The following is a 24,503-nucleotide window of genomic DNA, read 5'->3' as shown; positions in this document are numbered from 1 at the left end:
GATGTTGGGTTCATGCGGCAGCGTTATCCTAGAGCCAGACACGATTCTCTGATCGGGAGAACTGACATGGCCACCGGTTGGGCAGGTGACGGTGCCGTCCAGGACCAGATCGACGCGACCGTCAAGGATGCGATCAAGCGTGCGCGCAGCCAGTTGCCGCAAGGACCTGGACTGACGCACTGCGAGGAGTGCCATGCGGAAATTCCCGAGGCGCGGCGCAAGGCCGTGCCGGGTGCGCGTCTGTGCATTTCCTGTCAGGAGGCGCGTGATCAGGAGCAGGGCGGCTTCACCGGCTACAACCGACGCGGCAGCAAGGACAGCCAGCTTCGCTGACAGTGTTTTGCTTCTTCAGGCGTTGATCGAGAATCGCGCGGTTCGCACCGCGCGATTTTTGTCGGAGCGATTCATGCCGCGGCACGTTCCAGCGTCGCGAGATCGATCTTTTTCATCTGCATCACCGCTGCCATGATGCGGCCTGCCTTCTCGGCGTCAGACTCGCTGAGCAGTTCGGAGATCTGGCGCGGCACGACCTGCCAGGACAGGCCGAACTTGTCCTTGAGCCAGCCGCATTGCTGCGAACGTTCGTCACCGCCAGCGATGAGGCGATTCCAGTAACGGTCGATTTGCTCCTGGTTTTCGCAGTTCACCACGAACGACACCGCTTCGTTGAACTTGAAGTGCGGCCCGCCGTTGATCGCGGTGAAGCTTTGTCCGTCGAGTTCGAAGGCGATCGTCATGATCGATCCTTCGGGCCTGCCCGTGGCTTGCGCGCCATCCTTGGTGTAGCGGGTGGTGCTCACGATGCGGGAGTTGTCGAAGGCCTCAATGTAGTAGGCGACGGCTTCTTCAGCCTGATCGTCGAACCACAGGAAGGGAGTGATGCGTTGCGCGATGGCCATGATGCTGTCCTCGGTTGCTGTATGCGGGAAAGGGGCCGCGAACGACCACGGGAAGGGCTCCGGTCACGAGTCCTTGAAATCTAGACGAGTGGATTCGGGCGAAATCGACACGAGGATCGCGTTCAAGCTGAATCGTTCATCTTTTCCTGCGGGGGTTTTGCATAGGCTCTTGACGCTCCAGGGTTCATGAGATAGATAATTAAGTAATTTCTTAATTAAAGAACTGCTATGGATCGCGTCTTTGAAGCCCTGGCCTCCACCGCGCGCCGAAAGATCCTGGCCTATCTCAACGAAGGCGAGCTGACCGCCGGCGAGATCGGCGCCAGGTTCGACTTCAGCAAGCCGGCGCTCTCCGGCCATCTGCGGATCCTGGAGGAGGCCGGCCTGATCGCCCGCGAGAAACGCGGACAGTTCGTCTATTTCCGGCTCGTGCCGGATCGGCTGGCCAATACGTTGTTTGCCTGGGCGGCGGAGGTGTGTCCGGTGGCCGGGCCGCTGAAACGCGAAAGCCGCGCACGGGCGCGCGGGAAGACACCAACGACCGCCGGTTGAACGGCCTGACAAGGAAGAAGAGGGGCTCCATGCTGACGACCACGAAAGTCATCCGTACCTTTCCGAGCGTGCGTATCCGTCCGCATGCCGGCGGCCTGCCGATCGAAGTGTCGCTGATCGCGCAGCTCGGGCTTGGCGGAGGCGACCAGCTCATCGAAAGCGCATCGGGGCGGCAGCGCGGCCACGAGGCCTTCATCGACGAACTCGATGAGCCGTCGGCACGTCTGGGTGGCGTCGATCTGGCGAACGGGGATGTGACGTCGCTGTATTCGTTCACGGTGGGCGCGAACGGGCATCCGTTCCACCGTCATGCCGGCCATCGCGTGTTCACCGCGGTGTCGGGCAGTGCCGGAACGCAGTTGCGCTTCTCGAACGCGTCCATGGAAGAAATCGCGGAGGATCCGCAGCGGTTCGTCTCGTCGCTGCATCACGTCAACATTCCACCGGATTGTCTGTTCACCGTTCGCTTCGGCGGCGGGACGTGGCATCAGTTCGTGCCGTTGCAGGGGCGTGCGTCGCATCCGGCGATGTTCGCCTTGTCCTGTCACACCAACGAACTGGGTGGCGATCTTCCGCAGGAACTGCGCCAGCGCGTGATCGACAATCGCGCCGACATCCCGGCTTTGACCGAGGTGTTGCCGCCGAACGTGCGCGACCTGCTCGACAGCGAATCCTTCGATGCCTCGCGCGTCCCCACGTATGCGCTGTCGCTGGACGCGGCGCCCGCATCGGCGCTCGCGCGTCTGTGCGCATGGACGCGTGGTGTGCTCGGTCGCGTGCGCGGCGCGTGGGGGCGCTGGCGCGGACCGAGCGGGTTCCTCGCCGATAACGGGGGAGGCCGGTTGGTGGAAGAACTCGCCGCGCCACCGGCCGATTCCCTGTTGCGCACGCAGTTGGATGGCAGGCAGACGCACGAGGACACGTTCGAACTCACGACGGTCGCGGGCGAATTCGGAAACGCGTCCGCCAGCGCGATCCTGGGCGCGATGCTGGGAGGATTCCTCGAGAACCGGCCGTTGGGTGTGTCGCAGCTGATGGCCTTCCGCAATGTACTGGTGAGGCCGCTGGGACTGCGCACCTCGCCGCTGGGTTGCCCGGCCTCCTCACTGCTGTCGACGACGTCGGAAGGCTGGTTCGCCGGCCGCTATCCCGTGCAGGCGCAACGCGTCGACGCCTCGGGCGGACGTGCCCAGGTGATCCTCGGCGCGGACGACAAGCATCTCGTGTTTCGTTCGTGCGTCGGTGTCGAACTGCTGCCGGACGGGCGCGTGAAGTGCACGCTGGGCACGCGCGTTCGCACGCGCAACCTGTTTGGCCGTTTCTACATGGGCATCATCGACCGCATGCATCGCGGTTACATCTCGCCGACCATGCTGCGGCTGGCGGTGGATCACGCGGTGCGGGAACTGCGCGAAGCACCGCAGAGGAATGCCGTGCCGATGATCGGCGCGGACGTTCTCGGCTGCCTGCCTTCAGTGCGCTGACGCGGACGCTTTCGACCAGCGCCGCAGGCTGTCCATCTTGGCCTGATAGCGGTTGCGCATCACCGCGTCCTCGCTGCTGAGGGCCAGGGCGCGGCTGAGTTCGCGCCGGGCGCGCTCCATGTCGCCGGAGAGGAAGTACACGCGAGCCAGGCCGAAGTGGAACTGGTGCACCTTGTCGTACAGGCGGATCGCGCGGCGATAGTGCGTGGCGGCGATGGCATAGTCGCCGCGCTTCTCGGCCTGATCGGCCTGCAGGAACTGATAGAACGGATCGCCAAGCTGGGCTCGCCGCAAGCGGTGCATGTAGGTGTCGACCTTGGCCTCGTCGCCGGTGAATTGATACAGGTTCACCATGTTCGACAGCGCCGGTGCATAGGACGCATCGCGCTGCAGAGCGGCGAGGTAGTCGCGTTCGGCCAGGCCGGGCTGGTGGTTGCGCATGCGCAGCACGCCGAGATTGTTCCAGGCCGGTGCGAAACCGGGGTCTTGCGCCAGAGCGGCGTCGAAGTGCGCCTTGGCCGCGACGATGTAGCCGTCCTGCATCAGTTCGGAGCCGCGGTTGTTGTAGAAATGCGCCAGCGCGCGCTTGTCGGAAATGCGCTTGGGGCCGCCGCGCGCGAGCAGGATGTTGCGGTCCAGGTCGACGGTGCCCTGATCGGTGCCGAGCTGGATGCCGACGTTGACGTGTCCGGCGTTGTAGAGCGTGTTCTCTTCCTGATACCAGGAGAGCGCCTGACCCACTTCCTGCACGTAAGCGCTCACGCCGGCTTCCCGCGCGAGCGTCACGAACAGCAGGGTGAACGACATGCAATTGCCCTTGCGGTCGCGGAAGGTCTGCTCGACGGTGCGGGTGACCGAGGAGTCGTACTCCAGACCGAGACCCTGCTTGCTGAAGATGTAGTCGACGAGCAGCTTCATGCGCCGCTCGCGCGAGTAGCTCTTGTTGATGACGTTGTCGCGCAGCTGCTTGAGCAGTTCCGGTGGAACCGTCGTGATCTGCCGCGGGTTGGGCACGGCAATCGGCACGATGTCGGCGGGAACCGCGAGCGGTTCCGTCGTCGTCACAAGTGCAGGGTTTGCGATGTCGGGAGCGGCCAGCGCCGGCGCGGTCGCGCCGTGGACGGCCATGCAACATCCCAACGTGGAGGCGGCCAGCAGGGCCGCTGCGGTACGGGGAATCATGTCGAGCCCTCCATCATGTGGGAGGCGATGTCGCCATGCCGAGTCTATCCCTTTGCCACGGCGCCGGCGCAAGAATTTTTTGGATCGTCGCGGGGGCGAGGACATTGTCCGGAAACGGCGATTTCGCGGCCGCCGGACGCAACGAGAGACGGTGGCGAATACGCCCACGAGGGCTTTCAGTGGCCTTGCAAGTAACGGCTGGGAGCGGCGCCGAGCGTGCGCCGGAACGCGGAGGTGAAGGCGCTGGCACTGCTGTAGCCAAGATCGGCCGCGACCTGCGTGATCGAGTCGCCCAGGCCGAGCCGCGTCAGTGCCGCCAGCAGGCAGGCCTGCTGACGCCAGAGGCCGAAACTCATGCCGGTCTGCTGACGAAACAGGCGGGTGAAGCTACGCCGGCTCATGCCGGCCTTGTGCGCCATCATGTCGATATCGATTTCGAGGGCCGGTGCTTCCATCAATGCGCGGCAGATGCGGGCCAGTCGTGGATCACGTGGCAGTGGCGTGTTGAGCGCCAGTGTCGGCATCACCGCGATCTCATCCACCAGCAGCGCCATCAGGCGGCCGTCACGGCCGTCCAGCGCATATTCCGCCGGCAGATCGACCGCTTCCAGCAGCAGCGCGTGGAGCAGGGTGGACACGGCGATCACTTGGCAGTGTGTCGGCAGGCCAACGGCCTGCGCGGCTTCGGGGCGGACAAAAGCGCTGCGCGTGGACACCGCGCCACTCATCCGCACCTCGTGCGCGACGCCGGGCGGAATCCACAGCGCGCGTCGTGGCGGCACCACCCAACTGCCTTCATCGGTGATGGCGGTGACCACACCGGCCGAGGCATACAGCAGTTGTCCGCGCTTGTGCGAATGCGCCGGAAGCACGTAGTGCGGCGGGTATTCGTTGCCAGTGGCGACCACATCGCGAGGCGTGTCTTCGTAGAGGCTGGCGCGGGTCTGGCGCATGGGATCTGATGTCGATCCAGGACTGGCCCGGATTCGATATAAGTTGGCCCAATGATTCGGGCAGGCCGATGCCGGCAACTCTAAAGTGGCGCCGCTGCCGTGGCAAGGCGGCAAGCCCCCACGCTGGAGTGACCGCCATGCAAACCCGAGTCGAAGACGCCGCCATCGATGGCGCGATGGAGAGCGCCATCGCGGTGCCGTCCGCGCCTGCCGAGTCCTCGCCAGCCGAAGAACGCACCGCCTATACGGTGTTGGGTGCGATCAGTTTCTCGCACCTGCTCAACGACATGATCCAGTCGCTGATCCTGGCGATCTATCCGATTCTCAAGAGCGGATTCAATCTGAGCTTTGCGCAGATCGGTCTGATCACGCTGGTTTATCAGCTCACCGCGTCGCTGCTGCAACCCGTGGTGGGCATCTACACCGATCGTCGACCGCTGCCGTATTCGTTGCCGGTCGGGATGGGCTTCACGCTATGCGGGCTGTTGCTGCTCGCATGGGCGCCGAATTTTCCGCTGCTGTTGCTGGCGGCGGCGCTGGTGGGAACGGGATCCTCGGTGTTCCATCCGGAATCCTCGCGCGTGGCGCGCATGGCCTCGGGCGGGAAGCATGGGCTGGCGCAGTCGCTGTTCCAGGTTGGCGGCAATACCGGCGCGTCGCTGGGGCCGTTGCTGGCGGCGTGGATCATCGTGCCGCACGGGCGCGGCAGCGTGGCGTGGTTCTCGCTGGCGGCGCTGCTGGCGATCGTGGTGCTGCTGCAGGTTGGCCGCTGGTATGCGGTGCGTGGCAAGCCGGCGACGAAGAAGCGCACGGTCGGCGAATCGCTGTCGCGCGGCCGCATCGCCGCCGCGTTGCTGATCCTCGGCGTGCTGGTCTTCTCCAAGTATTTCTACATGGCCAGCCTCAGCAGCTACTACACCTTCTATCTGATCCACACTTTCGGCGTGTCGGTGCAGAGCGCGCAGGCGCATCTGTTCGCGTTCCTGGCCGCGGTGGCGGCCGGTGCGCTGATCGGTGGGCCGGTGGGTGATCGCATCGGACGCAAGTGGGTGATCTGGATCTCGATCCTCGGCGCGGCGCCGTTCACGCTGCTGCTGCCGCACGCGAACCTGTTCTGGACCGGCATCCTGAGCGTGGTGATCGGTCTGGTCCTGGCCTCGGCGTTCTCGGCGATCCTCGTGTACGCGCAAGAGCTGCTGCCCGGCCGTGTGGGCATGGTGTCAGGGCTGTTCTTCGGTTTCGCCTTCGGCATGGGCGGTGTCGGCGCGGCCCTGCTCGGCGAACTCGCCGACGCGCGCGGCATCGATTTCGTCTATCAGGTCTGTGCGTACCTGCCGCTGATCGGCGTGATCGCGCTATGGCTGCCCGATCTGAGCGGGCGGCGGACATTCAAGAAGACGTCCATGCCGGCAGTGGCATCGACAGGTCGGACAAAGTGATGAGCAGCCGCCCGCCATGCATGTGGCGGACGGAATCGCGACCGTTCTACTTCGCCTTGCCCTGATTCGCCACGGCTTCGGCGGCGCGCTTGGCCGCTTCGGGATCGCCGAGATACCGGAATGACTGCACGGCCAATTGTTCGTCGAGTTCAAACAGCAGCGGAATCCCGGTGGGGATGTTGAGTTCGAGGATGTCCGCGTTGGAGATGTTGTTGAGGTACTTGTAGAGCGCGCGCAGCGAATTGCCGTGCGCGGTGACCAGCACCGTCTGGCCGGCCTTCAGTTGCGGCGCGATGGCGTCGTGCCAGTAGGGCAGCACGCGGTCGAGCGTGGAGGCGAGCGATTCGGTGGCGGGCAGCACGTTGCGATCGAGGCCGGCGTAACGACGGTCGTGCATCGGATGTCCGGGATCGTCCTGCGCCATCGGCGGTGGCGGGATGTCGTAGGAGCGGCGCCAGATCTTGACCTGTTCTTCACCGTGCTTGGCGGCGGTCTCGGCCTTGTCGAGGCCTTGCAGGCCGCCGTAGTGGCGCTCGTTCAGGCGCCAGCTCTTGTACACCGGCAGCCAGTCCTGATCGAGTGTCTTCAGCGCGCCCTGCAGCGTGTGGATCGCGCGCTTGAGCACCGAGGTGTGGGCGACGTCGAACTGCAGCCCTTCCTCGCGCATCAACTGACCGGCATTGGCGGCTTCGTTGCGGCCCTGTTCGGTGAGGTCGACGTCGACCCAGCCGGTGAAGCGGTTGTCGAGGTTCCACTGGCTCTGGCCGTGGCGCAGCAGCACGAGGCGATGGGTCACTGCGAAGCTCCGTTGCACGATCGCGATGGGGAGCGTCGATTGTAGCGGGTTGCGCCGTCGATGCGGACCGGGCCGTGGGCAAATCGCGGATAATCGCGGCGACGGAACTGGATGAGGATGTGTGGTTTGAATCGTTCTGGCACGAGAAAATCCGGCACGGATCTGCCTGACGTACAGCAGTCGCTCGACGGGTTCGGCCTGCAGGAGCCCATCGGCAACCTGTTCTTCGCCGTGAAGCCGGATGCGGCTGCGATGACGCGGATTGCGGCGGTTGCGCGATCGCTGCGCGCGGAGCACGGCCTGCGCGGACGGCTCATCGACGAGGATCGGTTGCACGTCACGTTGCAGTACCTCGGCCAGTTCGCCGGGCTGCCCGCCGACGTGTTGGCCGCGGCCAGGCATGCGGGCGAGGCATTGTCGATGAGCGCGTTCGAATTGACGTTCGACAGCGTGGCGAGTTTCGGCTCGGGACGTGAGCGACGGCCGCTGGTGTTGCGGGGGCAGGGCGTTGCGGTCGCCGCGATGATCGCATTGCACGATGCGCTGGCGATCCGTCTGGCGGCTGCGGGGCTCAAGCCGGATGCCCGCCATGAGTTCGTGCCGCATCTGACCGTGCTGTACGACGAACATGCGATCACGCCGCGACCGATCGAGCCGGTCGGCTGGCGGGTGCGCGAAATCCATTTGCTGCGGAGTTTCGTCGGGGCTTCGAGGTACGAGACGCTCGCCAGCTGGCCATTGCAGGAGTGAGCATGCGCGAGATCGAACGACAATCCATCGCGGGACAAGATGCGGTTCCCGTTCGTGCTGGAACAACCGGACGGGCCGTGGGCTTCTGCGGCATCGCCGCGCTTGCCGCGATCCTGTGCTTCGCGAGCGCCGCGCTGGCGCTGCAGTTCGCACGCGAGGATCTCGATTGGGTCCGGACGCCGCTCAGCTTCTATCTGATCGGGCCGCATGGCGTCTGGTTGCAGGCGGCCTATTGTCTGCTCGGCGCCGCGTTGGTGTTGCTGCCACTGGGACTGTACTTCGCGTTCGTGCCGCAGGCGCGCAGCAGTGCGCCTGTGCTGCTGTTCGTCATGGCGGCGGTGGCGCTGGTGGTGACGGCGTTCGCGCATACCAATGTTCCGGGGCGCGCGCCGACGTTCGAAGGCTGGGTGCATGGAACCGCCGCGCAGGGTGCCTTCCTGTGGGTAACGACGGCGATGGTGTTGCAAGCCTGGCGCTTCCGTGGCGATCCGGTCTGGCGATCGCATTTTTGGTTGGCGTTCGGCCTTGCCATCGCCTCGTTCGCGGCTGTCTGGATCCTGTCGTTGTGGCGCAGCGCGCCACGCGGGCTGACGCAGAAGTTTGTGATCGCGATGATCGTGTGTTGGCTGGTGATGGTCGCGATCTGGTTGTGGCAGGCAGTTCGAGGGCGACGGCGATCGGACGTATCGCCGACGGACGCCTCGCCACCTGGACGGTTGTCATGAACTCCGAAGCTTCCATCGAAAGCCTTGCCGCGTTCGTGGTGCCGGAACAGTGGGCGGCATTGCGCGCCGCATACGCGACGCCGCCGCGCGCATATCACAACTTCGAACACGTCGGCGAAGTCATGCGCCATTGCGAAACCGTCGCGGCTGGCCCGGGCTGGTCACAGCCGATGGAAGTGCGATTGGCGGTGCTGTATCACGATGCGATCTACGAGGCGGGACGCAAGGACAACGAAACGCGTTCGGCCGAACTGGCGGCTTCCGAGATCGCGCGCTGGATGCCGGACGCCGGCGCGGACGTCGCGCGGGTGGTGGAACTGATCGAGCTCACCGCGCGTCACGGCCAGTTCTCGCCCGACGATTTCCCGCGCGACCCGCGTGGTGACGATACCCGCCATTTCCTCGATTGCGACATGGCGATCCTGGGCGCGCCGCCAGCGATCTTCGATACCTACGACCGCGGTATCGCCGCCGAATATCGTGGACATGTGCCCGGCTGGCTGTTCAAGCTCAATCGCCGCCGCTTCCTCAAGGCGCTGTTGGCGAAGCCGCGCATCTATCTCAGCGAATTCTTCCACGAGCGCCTGGATGCGCAAGCCCGTCGCAACCTGCGCCGCGCGGTGAGCGAGAAGCGGTAGCCGCGGATTTTGGTGTCGCTGCCGCGCGGGCTATGATGCGGCCATGGCGAAGCTCCTGCTCAATCTGCGCATGGTGCCGGAGGACGAAGCGGACGACGTTCGCGCGTTCCTCGACGCCAACGACATCGGCTGGTATGAGACCAAACCGAGCCGTTGGGGGATTTCGCATGGCGGCATCTGGGTCGGGCGCGACGAGGACATCGCGAAGGCCAAGGCGTTGATGGCCGACTATCAGGCGCGCCGCCGCGATTCGGCGCGCGCCGCCCACGCACAGGCGCAGCGTGACGGCACGGCGGAAACCTTCGCCGACGTGGTGCGCGAATCACCGCTGCGGGTCTTGTTGACGCTTCTGGCGATCGTATTCCTGCTAGGGTTGGTGGCGCTACCGGTATGGCTGCTGCACAAGTGACTAGATGACGGCGGAGGTGCAGTCGATGCGTTCCAAACATGCTGTCAGACAAGGGCTGGCATGCCCGGATTGAAAAGGCAGCGCATGAAAAAACAGCGCAAGGTCGAGTTTCCGGATCGTCAGGCCTATCGCCGGCGCCAGCGCAGCGGTGCGTGGGTGGCGCTGTTCGTGGTGATCGTCGCGATGGCGGGATGGATCGGTTTTCGCATCTACCAGAATTTCGCGGCGCACAAGCCGCCGCCGCCGAAGCCCGCGCCGATCCTCAAGCCTCCGCCGCCCAAGCTGCCGCCGAAGCCGCCGCCTCCCGATCCGGTTGTCACGCGCGCCGCGCGCATGGCCGCGGTGCATGAGGCGATGCAGCGTGGCGACGAGGTCGCGATGCAGCAGCAGGTCGATGGGATGCAGGACGATTTCCGCAAATCGATGCGCTTCGTCGATCCCGATCGCGTGGCCGATTACGAAGCGGCGCGCACGTCCGCCTGGAAGGTGGCGGGCGTGCGTTCGCTGGCGTGGCTGGATCGCGTCAACCTGTATGTCATCCTCGATACGCCCGAGCATCGCAGCCAGGCGACGATCGACGCCATCTGCGGCGCGGTGCAGGCGCTGAGCCGCAAGCCGGACGAGAAGCCCGATGTCATGGTCGATCTCCAGGTGGACTATCGCGGCCAGGAGCCTTCGGAGATGCTCAGCCGCAACTGTCGCGCCGCGCCCGTTGCCAGCGCCATCACCGGAAAAGGCGACAAGGACGGGAAGACGCCGGAAGAGGCGAAGGACCCGTCGGAAGAAAAGCCGGAGGAAAACGCCAAGGACCCCGTCCGCGAGGAAAGCCTGCGCATCCTGCGCGATACCACGCCGGAAATGTGAGCGGGCCGGCCGCATCAAGCCGGTTGTCCAAAACAGGCCGCTCAAGCAGGTTGTTCGAGCAGGCAGTCCAAGCAGGCTGTCCGAACGGGCCGTTCAAAGCGAACCGGATTGCATTCAAAGCCGGCCGCATTCAGAAGTGAAGGAAGCCTAACGTTTGTTGAACAGGTGATGCTTATGATGTTCGGTTTGAATAACCGTTCGGGGAATTCCGTACATGACTTGTGACCGCGTTCGCAAGGGCTCCGCAGTTGCCGCGCTGGCAATGGCCATCGTGCTGGCGGCGGCGTGCAAGCCGGAGCAGGCACCGAAACCAGAGCCGGCTGCCCAGGCGCCGTCCGCGCCGGCGGCAGCGCCGCCGTCCGTTCCCGAGCCTGATCCGAGCACGGCGACCTACGAGCGCGCCGCGCCGCCGACGCTGCAGCCGGTGGTGCTCGGTGATTTCCAGCCCGGCGATCCGGTCGGCGAATCCAGCACGGGCGCGATCAAGATCGAGGACGGCAAGATCACCGGTGCCAATGGTGCGACCTTCGTCACCGAACGTGTCGCCCTGGTCAACGGCGACGACCAGTACGCGCCGAACGAGCGCTACGCCGACGCGATGATGATCGAGCCGCGCCAGCAAGTGGAACTGCGTCACATCGTGCAGCAGACCGCGCCGAGCAAGATCCCCAGCAACGCCTTCTGCGGCAGCACCGCTGATGCCAGCTATCTCGCGCTGGCCAAGGTCATGGAGGACGAGAGTGAGGTGGTGAAGCTGATCGCGCTCAGCGGCAAGGCCCTGCCGGCGGCGTCCGCCCAGGACGTCAAGCTGTGCGCCGCCACGCATTATTTCTCGAAGAAGAAGTAAGGCCACGCGCGTCGCGCGCCCGGACGTGCATCACGTCCGGGCGCGCGCCTGTTCCGACTTCCGCCGCAGCCAGGCGACCGCGCCGTCGCCGGCGCGCTTGCCGCTAGCGAAGCAGGCGGTGAGCAGGTAGCCGCCGGTCGGGGCTTCCCAGTCGAGCATTTCGCCCGCGCAGAACACGCCGGGCAGGTCGCGCAGCATCAGGCCGTCGTCGAGGGCTTCCAGGCGCACGCCACCGGCGCTGCTGATGGCTTCGGCGATCGGGCGCGCACTGTGTAGCCGCAACGGGAGTCGCTTGATGGTGCTGGCGACCAACGCGGCGTCGCCGAGCGCGGCGCGTCCCAGCACTTCGTACAGCAGCGCGGCCTTGGCGCCGTCCAGGCCGGTCTGCCGGCGCAGATGCTCGCTGGCGCTGCGTCGCCCGCGCGGTTTGGCGAGCGCTTCCCGCAATTTGGTGGTGTCGCGGCCGGGGGCGATGTCGAGATGAAGCAGCGCGGTGCCGTCGCGCGCGATCGCCTCGCGCAGTGTCGCGGACAAGGCGTAGATCAGGCTGCCCTCGATGCCGGTGGCGGTCGCCACGCATTCGCCTTGCAGCGCGTGTTCCTCGCCGTGCTCGTCGCGCCAGTGCGCGATCACCGGTTTCAGCGGCGCGCCGGCATGACGCTCCGCGAAGTGAGTGCTCCAACCGATGTCGAATCCGCAATTGGCCGGTTGCAGCGGCGCCACGTCGATCCCGCGCGTGCGCAACACCGATTCCCAGGTGCCGTCGGAACCGAGTTCGGGCCAGCTGCCGCCACCGAGGGCGAGGACGGTCGCGGCGGCATGGACTTCGCGCTCTCCCTCCGTGGTCGCGAAGCGCAGCGCGTGGTCGTCGTCGCCCCAGCCGAGCCAGCGGTGGTGGACGTGGAAGCGCACACCCTGATCGCGCAGGCGCCGCACCCAGCCGCGCAGCAGCGGCGCGGCCTTGAGGTCGGTGGGAAACACGCGGCCGGAACTGCCTACGAACGTGTCCACGCCGAACCCGCGCGCCCATGCGCGCAATTCCTCGGCGCCGAAATCGTGCAGCCATCGCGCCACGTCGTGCTCACGTTCGCGGTAACGGCGGGCGAAGGCCGGCATCGGTTCGGAATGCGTGAGGTTGAGGCCGCCCTTGCCGGCGATCAGGAATTTCCGTCCGACCGAGCCCTTGCCATCGTACAGGTCCACCTCGAAACCGGCGGCGCGCGCGGTTTCCGCCGCCATCAGTCCGGCCGGGCCGCCGCCGATGACGGCGAGTGCATTCGTGTGAGGTGGGGGAGCATCCATCGGCGACAGGGTAGTGAATGCCCGCCCGAGGAGGAAGGCGTGCTTGTGAAGGCATGTCCGGGAAGGCATGCGGACTCGGCGCGGCATCTGTCATGATCGGCGCGCCCCTCATCGCGGATGCATTGCATGAATTCCGTTGTCGCCGCCCCGAAGAACCCAGCGGGACGCGTCCTGTTCGCCAGCCTGATCGGCACCACCATCGAGTTCTTCGATTTCTACATCTACGCCACCGCGGCGGTGCTGGTGTTTCCGAAGTTGTTCTTTCCCGCCAGCGATCCCGCCTCGTCGACGTTGCAATCGCTGGCGACGTTCGCGCTGGCATTCTTCGCGCGGCCGGTGGGTTCGGCGCTGTTTGGCCATTTCGGCGATCGCGTCGGCCGCAAGGCGACACTGGTGGCGGCGCTGCTGACGATGGGCATCTCGACGGTGGTGATCGGCGTGCTGCCGACCTACGCGCAGATCGGCGTGGCGGCGCCGCTGCTGCTGGCGTTGTGCCGGTTCGGACAGGGGCTGGGACTTGGCGGCGAATGGGGCGGGGCGGTGCTGCTCGCCACCGAGAACGCGCCGCCGGGCAAGCGTGCCTGGTACGGGATGTTTCCGCAGTTCGGCGCGCCGATCGGGTTTTTGCTGTCGAGCGGCGTCTTCCTGCTGCTCACCGAGCTGATGGACGACGCGCAGTTCTTCGCCTGGGGCTGGCGCATTCCGTTCCTGGCCAGCGCGGTGCTGGTGCTGGTGGGCCTGTGGGTGCGCCTGCGCATCGAGGAGACGCCGGCCTTCCGTCGCGTCCTCGCCAGCGAAGCGCGCGTGAAGGTGCCGATGCTGACGGTGCTGGCGCGGCATCCGCGCATGCTGCTGATTGGTACGTTCGCGGCGGTGGCGACGTTCGTGCTGTTCTATCTGATGACGGTGTTCGCGCTGAGCTGGGGCACCTCCTCGCTCGGCTATACGCGCGAGAAATTCCTGTTGCTGCAGATGCTGGCGGTGCTCTGTTTTGCGGCGACGATCCCGTTGTCGGCCGTGTACGCAGACCGGCGCGGCCGGCGCGCGGCGATGATCTGGTCGACGGTGGCGATCATCGTCTTCGGCCTGTGTTTCGCGCCGTTGTTCGCGTCCGGCAGCGCGATCGGCGTGTTATTGTTCCTGGCGCTGGGGCTGGCGGCGATGGGGCTGACCTATGGGCCGCTCGGGACGATCCTGTCGGACCTTTTTCCGACCGAAGTGCGCTATACCGGCGCCTCGTTGGCATTCAATTTCGCCGGCATCATCGGCGCCTCGCTGGCGCCTTACGCGGCCACGTGGCTGGCAAAGAATTACGGCCTGCAATACGTGGGCTACTACCTGTCGGCGGCGGCCGTGCTGACGTTGCTGGCGCTGCTGTCGATTCCGAAGTCGGCGGAAAACGAGACCGCCGTTCCGGTCGGCGAGCGGGCCTGACTCGTTCGTCAGGCCGGTCGCCGACCCGATGCGCGCGGCTCAGGTGGCCGTGGTCAGAAGACGGCCGCGAAGCGCTTCTGGTATTCCGCTTCAAGCGGCGCGTGCAGCTTCCAGAAGTTCGGCGGCGCGCGGCCGTTCAAGCGATCGGCGAGCACGTCGAGGTGCGCATGCCAGCCGCCGGAGTACTGCACGAGCTTCTCCTGGCTGGCGATGCGGGTGTGCGTCAGGGTGAGCAGGACGTCGCTGCCGCGTTCGGTCAGTTCGAAACGGACTTCGTCGTCCTCACCGAAGATGTAACCCAGCAGGCGCGGCGGGTCCCAGGCGGTGACGCGGGATTCGTGGCGAAAGCCGTTGGGTTCCATGTCGGCGTAGCGCGGCGGCGGCGCACCCGGTTCGTCCGAAAGGCGCGAATGCAGGAACAGCAGTTCGACCTTCCCGCCGACGCGCGGCTCGATCGTGCCGGAGGCGAACCATTGGCCGCGCTTTTCGTCCTCGGTGAGATAGGCCCAGACGCGTTCGATGGGGCCGGGCAGGATGCGTTCGATGCGCACGGTGTCGGGAGCGGTGCGGACCGCGTAGGCGTTGGCGTTCATTTGAATTTCCTTGATCGGTTGGGGCGGGTGGGCGAAGACGTGCGCGGGATACGGACGAGAGGAGGTCAGGCGGCCGCTCATCGTCGTTTCCCTTTGGCCGAGGGCTTTAAAAGTGCCTTCGCGACGGGTTCGCTTGGTTTCTTCTTGGCGGCGGCATCTTCCGCGCGGAGCAGGGTTTCCAGTGCATCCAGGCGCTGGTTCCAGAAACGCTCGTAATGCCGCAGCCATTCCATGCCGGCATGCAGCGGCTGCGCATGGAGGCGGACGCGATGCGTGCGACCAAGCACTTCCCGCTGCACCAGACCGGCGTTTTCCAGCACCTTGATGTGCTTGGAGGCGGCGGCCAGTGACATCGAGAACGGGGCGGCGAGCTCACCTACGCTGCGTTCGCCTTCGGCCAGCCGGGCCAGCATTCCGCGGCGGGTGCTGTCGGAGAGGGCGGCGAAAATACCGTCGAGAGCGGAGCCATCCAGATCGATGGGACCGAGGGGCTGATATTCATCCATATGGTTGAATATATCCTCAAAAATACGATTGTCAACTATTTGGTTGAATATTGCGCCCGGTAGAATTGGCGGATGGTCACCAACCTAGCCGCCTACCACTTCACCGCGATCGACGCTCCCGACGCCCTGGCCGCCGACTTGTCGGCATGGGCGCAGCGCGATGGCCTGCTCGGCACCGTGCTGGTCGCCGGGGAGGGCATCAATCTGTTCCTCGCCGGTACCGATGACGCGATCTCGGCGTTCCTCGCATGGCTGCGCGCGGATGCGCGCTTCGCGGATCTGCGCGTGAAGCTCAGCTACAGCGCGACGCAGCCCTTCGCGCGCCTGAAGGTGAAGGTGAAGCCGGAGATCATCAGCTTCCGTCGTGAAAATGCCTCGCCGCTGCGCGAGCGGGCGCCGGCCGTCGCGCCACGCGATCTGGCGCGCTGGATCGCCCAGGGCCACGACGACGATGGCAAGCGGCTGGTGCTGCTGGACACGCGCAATCGCGAGGAAGTCGGTTACGGCAGCTTCGCTGGTGCGTTGTGCCTGCCGATCGACAACTTCACCGATCTGCCCGACGCGCTGGCGCCGCATCGCGATGCGATCGCCGACGCCACCGTGGTCAGCTTCTGCACCGGCGGCATCCGCTGCGAGAAGGCGGCGTTGTGGATGCGCGCGGACGGCATGGACAACGTGCTGCAGCTTGATGGCGGCATCCTCGGCTATTTCGAGGACGTGGGCGGCTACGGATACGACGGGCGCTGCTTCGTGTTCGATGATCGCGTCGCGCTGGATGCGGAGCTGCAACCCCTGTGCGCTACGATGTCCGAAAAGGAGAGTGTGCAGGCATGAGCTGGGTCGGCGTGATCTTGATCGTGGTAGGGGCGTACCTGGCCTTCAAGGTGGTCAGCTTCCTCTTGAAGGTGGCGATGTGGGGCGTGGTGCTCGCGGGCATCTACTGGGTGGTGGCCCCGATGGCGGGCTGGCCGCCGTTGACCGAGCTTTTTGCCGGATAAGCAACCTGCTTTTCCCTTCTCCCTCCGGGAGAAGGTGCCCCGCAGGGGCGGATGAGGGAGGGGGAACTCCGTCTCACGAGGAACGTTTCCCGGCAAGTGATTCCTCGCCCTCATCCGACGCTTCGCGCCACCTTCTCCCAGAGGGAGAAGGAAAAGCATTCAGGCGAACTCGCGTGACGGCAGCGTGTAGCGCTTCTGCGGGCGCCCGATCAGATCGAGGAAGTTGTTGAAGACACGATTGGCCTGCGCCTGCATCGCACCGATGTGCGCATGGGTTTGCGCGCGAATCGCCTCGGCATCGTGCGGCAGGCCGGAGCCGGCCAGTTCGTCGCGGTAGGCCGGCGTCGCCAGCCAGCGTTCGATCAGCGGCTGGTCCATTTCGAGATGAAACTGGAAGCCGTAGGCGTTGTCGCCCCAGCGGAACGCCTGCTGCGGGCAATCATCGGAAGCGGCGAGATGCGAGGCCCCGTCCGGAATCTCGAAATGGCAGGCGTGCCATTGAAACACCGGAGCCTGCTCGCCGAGCGGGGACAGCACGGGATCGGCTTGCCCGGCTGTCGTGGTGCGCAGCGGATACCAGCCGATTTCCGGCACCGGCCTGCGGCGCACCGGCGCGCCGAGCACGTGCGCGAGCAACTGCGCGCCGAGGCAGATGCCGAGTACCGGCCGCCCCAGTTCGAGCATGCGTTCGATCGCGCGCAGTTCGGTGACCAGATGCGGGCGCTGTGCCTGATCTTCGACGTTCATGGGACCGCCCAGCACGATCAGGCCGCGATAGCGATCGACGTTGGGCTGCGCATCCGGATCGCGTTCGAAGTTGGCGAAGCGGATGCGATGGCCGCGACCACGGATCAGCGGGTCGAGCGTGCCCAGGGGTTCGGCGGCGACGTGCTGGAAGACGAGCAGGCGGGACATGTCCCGATTCTAGGTCTGGAGAGCGGGATTCTTGAAGTCTCTTCTTATGCCCGTCATTCCGGCGCAAGCCGGAATCCAGTTTTTCGTTCCGTCGCCGGATGTTTGTGGCTGCCGGGAGCAGAAAGCTGGATTCCGGCTTGCGCCGGAATGACGAGGCTGGACTATCGCGGCTTCTTGGGACCAGGCCTGTGCGCGGCGGGTTTCCCTCGTGGCTTTCCCGAGAACGGACGCTTGCCACGAGGCGGCGGCGCGCTGGTGTCGCTGTCGTCGGCGCGGCGCATCCGTAAGGGGAGGCCGGCGACGCGCACGCGCTTGAGGTGTTCCAGCAGCTCGCGCGGCATGCCTTCGGGCAGGTCGACCAGGCTGTAGTCGTCGCGGATGTCGATGCGGCCGATGTAGCGGCTTTCCAGATCGGCTTCGTTGGCGATGGCGCCGACGATGTTGCCGGGTTGCACGCCGTGCGCGTGGCCGACCTCGATGCGGAAGGTTTCCATCGGGAAGTCGGAGGCGGGCGGTGCATCGGCGCGGCGTTCGCGTGGGCGCTGCGGCTCGGCGGCGAACATCGCTTCTCCGGTTTCGGCGTCCAGGCGTGGCGGCGTCGATCGCCGTTTGGCGTCGTGCTTTTGGGGCGCATGCTTGAAGCCCGGCGCGTCTTCGCGATGCGTGCGGCTGCCTTTGCCTGCATGACGGTTGTCGCGGTCATCGTGGCGCGAAGGAGCAGGTTCAAAGTCTCGATGCTTGTGTTCCGCCGGCGCCGCCAGCAGCAGCGGCGAATCACCCTGTACGAGCTTCGCCAGCGCGGCGGCGATTTCCACGGCCGGCACGTTGCGTTCGGTCTCGAAACGGCTGACCAGGTCGCGGAAGACGTGCAGGTCCTCGCCCTCCAGTGCCGTCGCGATCTTGTCGAGGAAGCGCGAGACGCGGCGTTCGTTCACCGTCTCCACGCTGGGTAGAGCCATCGATTCGATCGGCTGGCGCGTGGCGCGCTCGATCGCGCGCAGCATGCCGCGCTCGCGCGGCGTGACGAACAGGATCGCCTCGCCCGCGCGCCCGGCGCGGCCGGTGCGGCCGATGCGGTGCACGTAGCTTTCGGTGTCGTAGGGGATGTCGTAGTTCAGCACATGGCTGATGCGCTCCACGTCCAGGCCGCGCGCGGCGACGTCGGTGGCCACCAGCACATCGATGCGGCCGTCCTTGAGTTGCTGGATGGTCTTCTCGCGCTGCTTCTGGTCCATGTCGCCGTTGATCGCGGCGGCGGCGAGGCCGCGCGCGGCGAGCTTCTCGGCCAGTTCCTGGGTGCCGAGCTTGGTGCGCGCGAACACGATCATCGCGTCGAACGGTTCGGCCTCGAGGATGCGGGTGAGGGCATCGAGCTTGTGCACGCCGCTCACCGACCAGTAGCGCTGGCGGATGTTGGCGGCGGTGGTGGTGGTCGACTTGATCGCGATCTCGACCGGATCCTTCAAATACGTTTGCGCGATGCGCTTGATCTGCGCCGGCATCGTCGCCGAGAACAAGGCGACCTGGCGCGTGTCCGGCGTCTTCTTCAGCACCGCCTCGACATCGTCGATGAAGCCCATGCGCAGCATCTCGTCGGCTTCGTCCAGCACCAGGCGGCGTAGCTGCGACAGGTCGAGCGAGCCGCGGTCGAGATGATCGATCACGCGTCCCGGCGTGCCGACCACGACATGCACGCCACGCTTCAACGCGCTCAGCTGCGGCGCGTAGCCCTGGCCGCCGTAGATCGGCAGCACGTGGAAGCCGGGCAGATGCACGGCGTACTTCTGGAACGCCTCGGCGACCTGGATGGCGAGTTCGCGCGTGGGCGCGAGCACGAGTGCCTGCGGCTTCACCTGCGCGGGATCGATGCTGGCCAGGATCGGCAGCGCGAACGCGGCGGTCTTGCCGGTGCCGGTCTGCGCCTGGCCGAGCACGTCGCGGCCGGCCATCAGAGGCGGAATCGTTGCCGCCTGGATCGGCGAGGGCGATTCGTAGCCGACGGCGGTCAGCGCGCGCAGCAAGCTCTCGGGCAGGCCGAGATCGGTGAATTTGGGGGAGGAGTCGGTGGGGGAAGGCAGGTCGGCGCTCATGCCGGACTTCTTGCAGCGCCGGGCGGGCCGGTCAGGACAGCACAGTTTACCGGGTCGCATGGGAAATGATTGGTTTCTAGCTGCAACGGACAGCTAATCGAAGGATTGCGGAGGGATGCGCAATACTGCACAATTGTGCACGATTATTAACGATTTTGTGGGGTTCCGATGGCGGCCGAGGAATTGCTGCCGCAGCAGCGGCATGCACTGATTCGCGACCGGTTGCTCGCGCAGGGGCGAGTGATCGCGGTCGATCTGGCGCAGGAACTCGATGTCTCGCACGACACCATTCGTCGCGATCTGCGCGAGCTGGCGGCTGCCGGCCAGTGCCAGCGCGTTTACGGCGGCGCGTTGCCGCCGGCGCCCCGCAACGGGCCGATCTCGGCGCGCCTGAAACAGGATTCGACACGCAAGGAGGCGCTGGCGCGCGCGGCGGTCTCGCTGGTGAAGCGAGGAGATGTGGTCTTCCTCGACGCCAGTTCGGTCAATCACGCCATCGCGCGCGTGCTGCCGCGCGAGCAGGGCCTGACCGTGGTCACCAACGCGCCCGCGATCGCGGCAGTGCTGGCCGGACGCGCGGATGTGGAGTTGATCGTGATCGGCGGCCGGGTCGATCCGCACATCGGCGCGAGCCTCGGGGCGGGCGCGATTCGCGACGCGAAGGCGCTCGGCAGCGATCTGTATTTCGTCGGCGCCTGTGGCGCGGATTCGGCGGCCGGGATCTCCGCGCAGGATTACGAGGACGCGCAGTTCAAGCAGGCGGTCGCCGCGGGCAGCCGCGCGACGGTCGCGGCGGTCACCAACGAGAAACTGGGGACGTCCGCGCCATTCTCCGTGCTGCCGATCGACGGGCTGCATGCGCTGGTGGTCGAACGTGATGCCTCCGCAGCGCAGGCCAAGGCATTCGCGCGGAGCGGTGTGCGCGTGTTGCGGGCGGAAGCGGCCGCGTGAACACGACATTGTGAGCACGGCATTGCACGGACACGCCGCGACGATCGGCGCGAGCGAACGGCTGTCGACGCGCATCGTCTTTTTCGCCGCCGGCCTCGCGATGGCGGCATGGGCGCCGCTGGTGCCCTATGCCAAGACCCGCATCGGAATCGACGAAGGCGCGTTGGGGCTGCTACTGCTCGCGCTCGGCGCCGGATCGCTGGTGGCGATGCCGCTGACGGGAGCGATCGCCGCGCGCTACGGCTGCCGGCTGGTGATCCTGGCCGCGCTCGCGGTGGTCTGCGCGATCCTGCCGTCGTTTGCCTATCTCTCCAGCTGGATGACGATGGCGCTTGCCCTGTTCCTGTTCGGTGCCGCGATCGGCACCGTCGATGTCGCGATCAACATTCAGGCTGTGATCGTGGAGAAGGCGAGCGGTCGCGCATTGATGTCGGGGTTTCACGGCTTCTTTAGCCTTGGCGGCATCGCCGGCGCGGGGCTGGTCAGCATCTTACTGCGGCTGCATTGGTCACCATTAGGTGCGGCGATTGGCGTGACGGCGTTGCTGGTGCTGCTGGCCTTGGTCAGCAGCCACGGACTGCTGCGCCAGGGCGACGGCAGTCACGGCGATTCGCCGTTCGCGCTGCCGCACGGCATCGTGGTGCTGATCGGCGCATTGTGCTTCGTGGTCTTTCTGGCCGAAGGCGCGATGCTGGACTGGAGCGCGCTGTTGCTGGTCACGCAGCGCGGCCTGCAGCCGAGCTTGGGCGGTGTGGGCTACGCGGTATTCGCGCTGGCGATGACCCTCGGCCGCTTCAGCGGCGACCGTGTCGTGCAGCGATTTGGACCACGTCCGATCATGGTGATCGGCGGGGCCTGTGCCGCCGCTGGATTCGTGATCGGCGCGATGGTGCCGTCCACGGCGGCGACCTTGCTGGGCTTCGCCCTGATCGGCCTGGGTTGTTCGAATATCGTGCCGGTGCTGTTCACCGCCGCCGGCCGGCAGCATGCGATGCCCGCGGGAGCTGCGGTTTCGGCGATCAGCACGCTGGGGTACGCCGGCATTCTCGCCGGGCCGGCGGCCATCGGCTGGATCGCGCACATGAGCAGCCTGCCGCTGGCGTTCGTGATGCTTGGCGTGGCATTGATGGCCGTCGCGGCGAGCGCGCGGTTCGTGGTGGCGAGCAGGTAAGGCATCGTCCGGCCATATCCTGTCGTGATGTCGGTCACGCTACCATGTCGGCTTCCCACCGGGACGCACGCCATGATCAAGGTTCACCACCTCAACAATTCCCGCTCGCAGCGCGTGCTGTGGCTATTGGAGGAACTCGAGATCCCCTACGAGGTGGTGCGCTATCAGCGCGATCCGAAGACCTTGCTGGCGCCACCGGAACTGCGTTCGATCCATCCGCTCGGAAAATCCCCGGTGGTGGAGATCGACGGCAAGGTGCTGGCCGAATCGGCGGCGATCATCGAGACGCTGATCGAACGTTACGATCTCGCTTACCGATTCTCGCCGCCGCCGCAACCGCAGGATGCCGACGAGCGACTGCGTTATCGCTATTGGCTGCATTACGCAGAAGGCTCGGCGATGCCACCGTTGCTGTTGAGCCTGGTGTTCTCGCGCATCAAGCACGCGCCGATGCCGTTTTTCGCCAAACCCATCGCGCGCGGCATCGCCGACAAGGCCCTGTCGAGCTTCGTCGGGCCGCAGGTGAAGCTGCATCTGGATTACATCGAGAGTGAACTTGCCAGCCATGCCTGGTTCGCGGGTGACCGGTTCACTGCGGCGGACATCCAGATGAGCTATCCCGTCGAGGCCGCCGCGGCGCGTGCCGGCAGCGGGCGGCCGCGGCTGAAGGCGTTCCTGGAACGCATCCACGCCCGGTCGGCGTATCAGCGGGCGTTGGAGCAGGGCGGGCCGTATTCGTTGCTGGGTTGAGTTGCAGGCTTCACCGAGTTCGTTCCACCGAGCTTGTTTTTCTGCGATCGCGACGGAACCTACTCGGGATGCATGCACTGAATTTCGACAATGCCTTCGTGCGTGAGCTGGCCGGTGATGTCGAAGCCGGTCCGCGCATCCGTCAGGTGCATGGCGCGCTGTGGTCGCCGGTCGATCCGACGCCGGTGGCCGCGCCGCGCCTGATCGCGCATTCGGCGGAAATGGCGGCGACGCTGGGATTCGATGCCACTGCGCTTGCCAGTCCTGAATTCGCGGCCGTCTTCGGCGGCAACGCGCTGCTCGAAGGCATGCGCCCATACGCCGCCAATTACGGTGGTCACCAGTTCGGTCATTGGGCCGGGCAGCTTGGCGATGGACGCGCGATCTCGCTGGGCGAAGTGATCGCCGCGGACGGTGGCCGCTGGGAATTGCAGCTCAAGGGCGCTGGCCCCACACCGTATTCGCGCAGTGCCGACGGACGCGCGGTGCTGCGTTCCTCGATCCGCGAATTCCTGTGCAGCGAGGCGATGCATTATCTCGGCGTGCCCACCACGCGGGCGCTGTCGCTGGTCGCCACTGGAGAGACCGTGGAACGGGACATGTTCTATGACGGTCATCCGCAATGGGAACCCGGCGCCATCGTTTGCCGGGTGGCGCCGTCCTTCATCCGTTTCGGCAATTTCGAGCTGCCGTTCTCGCGTGGCGATACGGTTCTGCTCCGGCAGCTGGTGGATTTCACTATCCGCCGTGATTTTCCGGCATTGCGTGGGACCGGAGAGTCGCTTTACGGCGACTGGTTCGCGCAGGTGTGCGAACGCACCGCGGTGATGGTCGCGCACTGGATGCGCGTGGGCTTCGTGCATGGCGTGATGAACACCGACAACATGTCGATCCTCGGCCTCACCATCGATTACGGGCCATATGGCTGGATCGACGACTACGATCCCGACTGGACGCCCAACACCACCGACGCGCAGGGACGCCGCTATCGTTTCGGCTGGCAGCCGAAGATCGCGCACTGGAACCTGATGCGCCTGGCGCAGGCGGTGTCGCCGCTGTTCGGTTCGGCCGAACCCTTGCAGGCGGGACTGGATCGTTATGCCGAGGCCTACACCCGCGCCGATCGCGACAACATCGCCCGCAAGCTGGGCCTGGGCGAATGCCGCGACGAAGATGTCGAACTGATCCGCGACCTGCATCACCTGATGCAAGACGCCGAGGTCGACATGACGATCTTCTTCCGAAGCCTGGCGCTGCTGGATGCGGAGGCGCCGACGCTCGACCCGCTGCGGGACGCGTTCTACGACGAGGCCAGGCGCGATGCCGCCGAGCCGGAGTTCACGACCTGGTTGCAGCGCTACGTGGCGCGATTGCGCGACGATCCTTTGCCGCCAGAGCAACGCCGCGAGCGCATGAACGCGGCCAATCCGCGTTACGTGCTGCGCAACTATCTCGCCCAGCAGGCGATCGACCGTGCCGAAGCCGGAGACGAGACCGGCATCGCAGAATTGATGAACGTGATGCGCAGGCCTTACGACGAACAACCGGGCCGTGAGGCGTTCGCGCGGAAGCGTCCGGATTGGGCGCGCACCCGGGCCGGATGCTCGATGCTGTCGTGCAGTTCCTAGCGGGCTGCCAACAAAGCTTATCGATCACCCTGGCGGGCCGCGTGCCTGATCGCCTGTGCACCGCTCTGCGACGCTGATCGAGGCGGCGATCCGGCCGGCAGGCAACCAATGCTGCGCCGCAACTTGGCAATTCGTATATGAAGCTTCATTTTGTGAATGAAGAATTGTGGCTGTGCGGCCTGGATTGAACCAGGCAAGCCGCGTTCGTTTTGCCTGGCGGTGGCGTGAAGGATCGACGTTTGGCGCGAACGATTGCCGGTTCCCGCTCGGCGCGGGTCCACTGATAGAGGCTGTTGTGTGACGACCAATCCCCAGCGTATGCGTGAAGCCGCTTCGCATGCGTCCTCCCCAACAAGCGTCAGGTTCGGCCCGGCGAAATCGGATGCCGGACTCCGATGGCGCAATCAGATGGACGCGCGAGACGCGGGTCAGGTCGATCTCGGCGGGACCGACCCATTGGCATGTGTGCAGGTCACGAATCTCACTGTGGAGCAGGGGGCTTCCACCGCCGCTCCGCGCGATTCAGCGACCCAGGCCGGCGGCGAGATGCTGGCGGCGAAGCCCAGGGGCGGAAAAAGAGAAAGCCGGCTTACTTGCCGGCTTTCTTTTCCTTCTTCGCCGCACGCT

The 24,503-nt window shown here is 65.9% G+C and carries 26 protein-coding genes; 17 read left to right on the top strand and 9 right to left on the bottom strand.

Annotated features, from left to right (window positions below; all coding sequences use genetic code 11):
• Positions 1-66 precede the first annotated feature (66 nt).
• Entirely contained in the window at positions 67-333 is a 267-nt protein-coding gene (locus AC1RNP_RS11310) for a DksA/TraR family C4-type zinc finger protein (protein WP_493051362.1), read from the top strand.
• A 71-nt stretch (positions 334-404) separates the two neighbouring features.
• On the opposite strand, the gene AC1RNP_RS11305 is transcribed toward AC1RNP_RS11310, so the two are convergent.
• Positions 405-899 (bottom strand): VOC family protein, encoded by a 495-nt coding sequence (locus AC1RNP_RS11305; protein WP_493051361.1) that lies wholly within the window; start codon positions 897-899, stop codon positions 405-407.
• A gap of 228 nt (positions 900-1,127) precedes the next feature.
• On the opposite strand from AC1RNP_RS11305, the gene AC1RNP_RS11300 reads away from it, so the two are divergent.
• A complete protein-coding gene (locus AC1RNP_RS11300; protein ID WP_493051360.1) occupies positions 1,128-1,451 on the top strand; it encodes a metalloregulator ArsR/SmtB family transcription factor in 324 nt (107 codons plus the stop codon).
• A gap of 29 nt (positions 1,452-1,480) precedes the next feature.
• Positions 1,481-2,935, top strand: coding sequence for a DUF2867 domain-containing protein (locus AC1RNP_RS11295; protein ID WP_493051359.1), 1,455 nt, complete (start codon positions 1,481-1,483; stop codon positions 2,933-2,935).
• Here the strand turns inward: AC1RNP_RS11295 and AC1RNP_RS11290 are convergent.
• Both AC1RNP_RS11290 and AC1RNP_RS11285 read right to left on the bottom strand, forming a co-directional pair.
• Positions 2,924-4,117 carry a tetratricopeptide repeat protein gene (locus AC1RNP_RS11290; RefSeq protein ID WP_493051358.1) on the bottom strand — a complete coding sequence of 398 codons (1,194 nt, stop codon included), beginning with the start codon at positions 4,115-4,117 and terminating at the stop codon, positions 2,924-2,926. The two genes, AC1RNP_RS11295 and AC1RNP_RS11290, sit on opposite strands and share 12 nt — an antisense overlap.
• 176 nt (positions 4,118-4,293) lie before the next feature.
• The gene (locus AC1RNP_RS11285) at positions 4,294-5,070 is read right to left on the bottom strand and encodes an AraC family ligand binding domain-containing protein (RefSeq protein WP_493051357.1); all 777 of its coding nucleotides are present in this window, start codon (positions 5,068-5,070) and stop codon (positions 4,294-4,296) included.
• Positions 5,071-5,207: 137 nt separating this feature from the next.
• On the opposite strand from AC1RNP_RS11285, the gene AC1RNP_RS11280 reads away from it, so the two are divergent.
• On the top strand, positions 5,208-6,509 hold the full coding sequence (locus AC1RNP_RS11280; protein WP_493051356.1) for an MFS transporter: 1,302 nt from the start codon (positions 5,208-5,210) through the stop codon (positions 6,507-6,509).
• Positions 6,510-6,555: 46 nt separating this feature from the next.
• Here AC1RNP_RS11280 and gpmA read toward each other — a convergent pair whose 3' ends face one another.
• Complete coding sequence (gpmA, locus tag AC1RNP_RS11275; RefSeq protein WP_493051355.1) at positions 6,556-7,305, bottom strand: 2,3-diphosphoglycerate-dependent phosphoglycerate mutase; 750 nt, start codon at positions 7,303-7,305, stop codon at positions 6,556-6,558.
• Positions 7,306-7,431: 126 nt separating this feature from the next.
• Here gpmA and thpR point away from each other — a divergent pair, with 126 nt between their 5' ends.
• The 6 genes from thpR (at position 7,432) to AC1RNP_RS11245 (ending at position 11,538) form a co-directional block, all read left to right on the top strand.
• Positions 7,432-8,055, top strand: coding sequence for an RNA 2',3'-cyclic phosphodiesterase (thpR, locus tag AC1RNP_RS11270; RefSeq protein ID WP_493051354.1), 624 nt, complete (start codon positions 7,432-7,434; stop codon positions 8,053-8,055).
• 2 nt (positions 8,056-8,057) lie between these two features.
• The gene (locus tag AC1RNP_RS11265) at positions 8,058-8,780 is read left to right on the top strand and encodes a DUF998 domain-containing protein (protein ID WP_493051353.1); all 723 of its coding nucleotides are present in this window, start codon (positions 8,058-8,060) and stop codon (positions 8,778-8,780) included.
• Positions 8,777-9,418: an HD domain-containing protein gene (locus AC1RNP_RS11260; RefSeq protein WP_493051352.1), complete on the top strand. Its 642-nt coding sequence runs from the start codon at positions 8,777-8,779 to the stop codon at positions 9,416-9,418. Before AC1RNP_RS11265 ends, AC1RNP_RS11260 begins: the two co-directional genes overlap by 4 nt.
• A gap of 43 nt (positions 9,419-9,461) precedes the next feature.
• Complete coding sequence (locus tag AC1RNP_RS11255; RefSeq protein WP_493051351.1) at positions 9,462-9,827, top strand: DUF6164 family protein; 366 nt, start codon at positions 9,462-9,464, stop codon at positions 9,825-9,827.
• Between the two features lie 84 nt (positions 9,828-9,911).
• A complete protein-coding gene (locus AC1RNP_RS11250) occupies positions 9,912-10,691 on the top strand; it encodes a hypothetical protein (protein WP_493051350.1) in 780 nt (259 codons plus the stop codon).
• Between the two features lie 214 nt (positions 10,692-10,905).
• The gene (locus tag AC1RNP_RS11245) at positions 10,906-11,538 is read left to right on the top strand and encodes a hypothetical protein (RefSeq protein ID WP_493051349.1); all 633 of its coding nucleotides are present in this window, start codon (positions 10,906-10,908) and stop codon (positions 11,536-11,538) included.
• A 30-nt stretch (positions 11,539-11,568) separates the two neighbouring features.
• On the opposite strand, the gene AC1RNP_RS11240 is transcribed toward AC1RNP_RS11245, so the two are convergent.
• Positions 11,569-12,840: a TIGR03862 family flavoprotein gene (locus AC1RNP_RS11240; RefSeq protein WP_493051348.1), complete on the bottom strand. Its 1,272-nt coding sequence runs from the start codon at positions 12,838-12,840 to the stop codon at positions 11,569-11,571.
• 126 nt (positions 12,841-12,966) lie between these two features.
• Between AC1RNP_RS11240 and AC1RNP_RS11235 the strand changes: the two genes are divergently transcribed.
• Positions 12,967-14,274, top strand: a complete 1,308-nt coding sequence (locus tag AC1RNP_RS11235; RefSeq protein WP_493051347.1) for an MFS transporter — start codon at positions 12,967-12,969, stop codon at positions 14,272-14,274.
• A 53-nt stretch (positions 14,275-14,327) separates the two neighbouring features.
• Here the strand turns inward: AC1RNP_RS11235 and AC1RNP_RS11230 are convergent, their stop codons facing one another.
• Together AC1RNP_RS11230 and AC1RNP_RS11225 are read right to left on the bottom strand one after the other, a co-directional pair.
• Positions 14,328-14,948 (bottom strand): SRPBCC family protein, encoded by a 621-nt coding sequence (locus AC1RNP_RS11230; RefSeq protein WP_493051346.1) that lies wholly within the window; start codon positions 14,946-14,948, stop codon positions 14,328-14,330.
• Entirely contained in the window at positions 14,945-15,373 is a 429-nt protein-coding gene (locus AC1RNP_RS11225) for an ArsR/SmtB family transcription factor (protein ID WP_493051344.1), read from the bottom strand. The genes AC1RNP_RS11230 and AC1RNP_RS11225 overlap by 4 nt, the downstream gene beginning before the upstream one ends.
• Before the next feature lie 72 nt (positions 15,374-15,445).
• On the opposite strand from AC1RNP_RS11225, the gene AC1RNP_RS11220 reads away from it, so the two are divergent.
• Complete coding sequence (locus AC1RNP_RS11220; RefSeq protein ID WP_493051343.1) at positions 15,446-16,207, top strand: sulfurtransferase; 762 nt, start codon at positions 15,446-15,448, stop codon at positions 16,205-16,207.
• On the top strand, positions 16,204-16,371 hold the full coding sequence (locus AC1RNP_RS11215; protein ID WP_493051342.1) for a hypothetical protein: 168 nt from the start codon (positions 16,204-16,206) through the stop codon (positions 16,369-16,371). The genes AC1RNP_RS11220 and AC1RNP_RS11215 overlap by 4 nt, the downstream gene beginning before the upstream one ends.
• Before the next feature lie 159 nt (positions 16,372-16,530).
• On the opposite strand, the gene AC1RNP_RS11210 is transcribed toward AC1RNP_RS11215, so the two are convergent.
• Positions 16,531-17,286: a type 1 glutamine amidotransferase gene (locus AC1RNP_RS11210; protein ID WP_493051341.1), complete on the bottom strand. Its 756-nt coding sequence runs from the start codon at positions 17,284-17,286 to the stop codon at positions 16,531-16,533.
• A 161-nt stretch (positions 17,287-17,447) separates the two neighbouring features.
• Positions 17,448-19,364 (bottom strand): DEAD/DEAH box helicase, encoded by a 1,917-nt coding sequence (locus AC1RNP_RS11205; protein ID WP_493051578.1) that lies wholly within the window; start codon positions 19,362-19,364, stop codon positions 17,448-17,450.
• Between the two features lie 180 nt (positions 19,365-19,544).
• Between AC1RNP_RS11205 and AC1RNP_RS11200 the strand changes: the two genes are divergently transcribed.
• The 4 genes from AC1RNP_RS11200 to AC1RNP_RS11185 all read left to right on the top strand — a co-directional run bounded on the left by AC1RNP_RS11200 (position 19,545) and on the right by AC1RNP_RS11185 (position 23,876).
• Positions 19,545-20,327, top strand: coding sequence for a DeoR/GlpR family DNA-binding transcription regulator (locus tag AC1RNP_RS11200; protein WP_493051340.1), 783 nt, complete (start codon positions 19,545-19,547; stop codon positions 20,325-20,327).
• A gap of 10 nt (positions 20,328-20,337) precedes the next feature.
• Positions 20,338-21,498, top strand: coding sequence for an MFS transporter (locus AC1RNP_RS11195; RefSeq protein WP_493051339.1), 1,161 nt, complete (start codon positions 20,338-20,340; stop codon positions 21,496-21,498).
• Positions 21,499-21,570: 72 nt separating this feature from the next.
• Positions 21,571-22,248 carry a glutathione S-transferase gene (locus AC1RNP_RS11190; RefSeq protein WP_493051338.1) on the top strand — a complete coding sequence of 226 codons (678 nt, stop codon included), beginning with the start codon at positions 21,571-21,573 and terminating at the stop codon, positions 22,246-22,248.
• A gap of 68 nt (positions 22,249-22,316) precedes the next feature.
• Complete coding sequence (locus AC1RNP_RS11185) at positions 22,317-23,876, top strand: protein adenylyltransferase SelO (protein WP_493051337.1); 1,560 nt, start codon at positions 22,317-22,319, stop codon at positions 23,874-23,876.
• The last annotated feature ends 627 nt before the right edge of the window (positions 23,877-24,503 follow it).

The organism is Luteimonas sp. GW821-FHT14E02 (assembly GCF_058803905.1).
This window is presented reverse-complemented; position numbering and strand designations above follow the sequence as displayed.

Bases quoted from the DNA above. Each gene is read 5' to 3' on its own strand.
- AC1RNP_RS11295 (WP_493051359.1), top strand. From the start codon at position 1,481: ATGCTGACGACCACGAAAGTCATCCGTACCTTTCCGAGCGTGCGTATC.
- AC1RNP_RS11215 (WP_493051342.1), top strand. From the start codon at position 16,204: ATGAGCTGGGTCGGCGTGATCTTGATCGTGGTAGGGGCGTACCTGGCC.
- AC1RNP_RS11235 (WP_493051347.1), top strand. From the start codon at position 12,967: ATGAATTCCGTTGTCGCCGCCCCGAAGAACCCAGCGGGACGCGTCCTG.
- AC1RNP_RS11265 (WP_493051353.1), top strand. From the start codon at position 8,058: ATGCGCGAGATCGAACGACAATCCATCGCGGGACAAGATGCGGTTCCC.
- AC1RNP_RS11250 (WP_493051350.1), top strand. From the start codon at position 9,912: ATGAAAAAACAGCGCAAGGTCGAGTTTCCGGATCGTCAGGCCTATCGC.
- AC1RNP_RS11300 (WP_493051360.1), top strand. From the start codon at position 1,128: ATGGATCGCGTCTTTGAAGCCCTGGCCTCCACCGCGCGCCGAAAGATC.
- AC1RNP_RS11190 (WP_493051338.1), top strand. From the start codon at position 21,571: ATGATCAAGGTTCACCACCTCAACAATTCCCGCTCGCAGCGCGTGCTG.
- AC1RNP_RS11245 (WP_493051349.1), top strand. From the start codon at position 10,906: ATGACTTGTGACCGCGTTCGCAAGGGCTCCGCAGTTGCCGCGCTGGCA.
- AC1RNP_RS11230 (WP_493051346.1), bottom strand. From the start codon at position 14,948: ATGAGCGGCCGCCTGACCTCCTCTCGTCCGTATCCCGCGCACGTCTTC.
- AC1RNP_RS11255 (WP_493051351.1), top strand. From the start codon at position 9,462: ATGGCGAAGCTCCTGCTCAATCTGCGCATGGTGCCGGAGGACGAAGCG.
- AC1RNP_RS11290 (WP_493051358.1), bottom strand. From the start codon at position 4,117: ATGATTCCCCGTACCGCAGCGGCCCTGCTGGCCGCCTCCACGTTGGGA.
- AC1RNP_RS11220 (WP_493051343.1), top strand. From the start codon at position 15,446: ATGGTCACCAACCTAGCCGCCTACCACTTCACCGCGATCGACGCTCCC.
- AC1RNP_RS11225 (WP_493051344.1), bottom strand. From the start codon at position 15,373: ATGGATGAATATCAGCCCCTCGGTCCCATCGATCTGGATGGCTCCGCT.
- AC1RNP_RS11210 (WP_493051341.1), bottom strand. From the start codon at position 17,286: ATGTCCCGCCTGCTCGTCTTCCAGCACGTCGCCGCCGAACCCCTGGGC.
- AC1RNP_RS11185 (WP_493051337.1), top strand. From the start codon at position 22,317: ATGCATGCACTGAATTTCGACAATGCCTTCGTGCGTGAGCTGGCCGGT.
- AC1RNP_RS11200 (WP_493051340.1), top strand. From the start codon at position 19,545: ATGGCGGCCGAGGAATTGCTGCCGCAGCAGCGGCATGCACTGATTCGC.
- AC1RNP_RS11240 (WP_493051348.1), bottom strand. From the start codon at position 12,840: ATGGATGCTCCCCCACCTCACACGAATGCACTCGCCGTCATCGGCGGC.
- AC1RNP_RS11260 (WP_493051352.1), top strand. From the start codon at position 8,777: ATGAACTCCGAAGCTTCCATCGAAAGCCTTGCCGCGTTCGTGGTGCCG.
- AC1RNP_RS11280 (WP_493051356.1), top strand. From the start codon at position 5,208: ATGCAAACCCGAGTCGAAGACGCCGCCATCGATGGCGCGATGGAGAGC.
- AC1RNP_RS11310 (WP_493051362.1), top strand. From the start codon at position 67: ATGGCCACCGGTTGGGCAGGTGACGGTGCCGTCCAGGACCAGATCGAC.
- AC1RNP_RS11285 (WP_493051357.1), bottom strand. From the start codon at position 5,070: ATGCGCCAGACCCGCGCCAGCCTCTACGAAGACACGCCTCGCGATGTG.
- AC1RNP_RS11305 (WP_493051361.1), bottom strand. From the start codon at position 899: ATGGCCATCGCGCAACGCATCACTCCCTTCCTGTGGTTCGACGATCAG.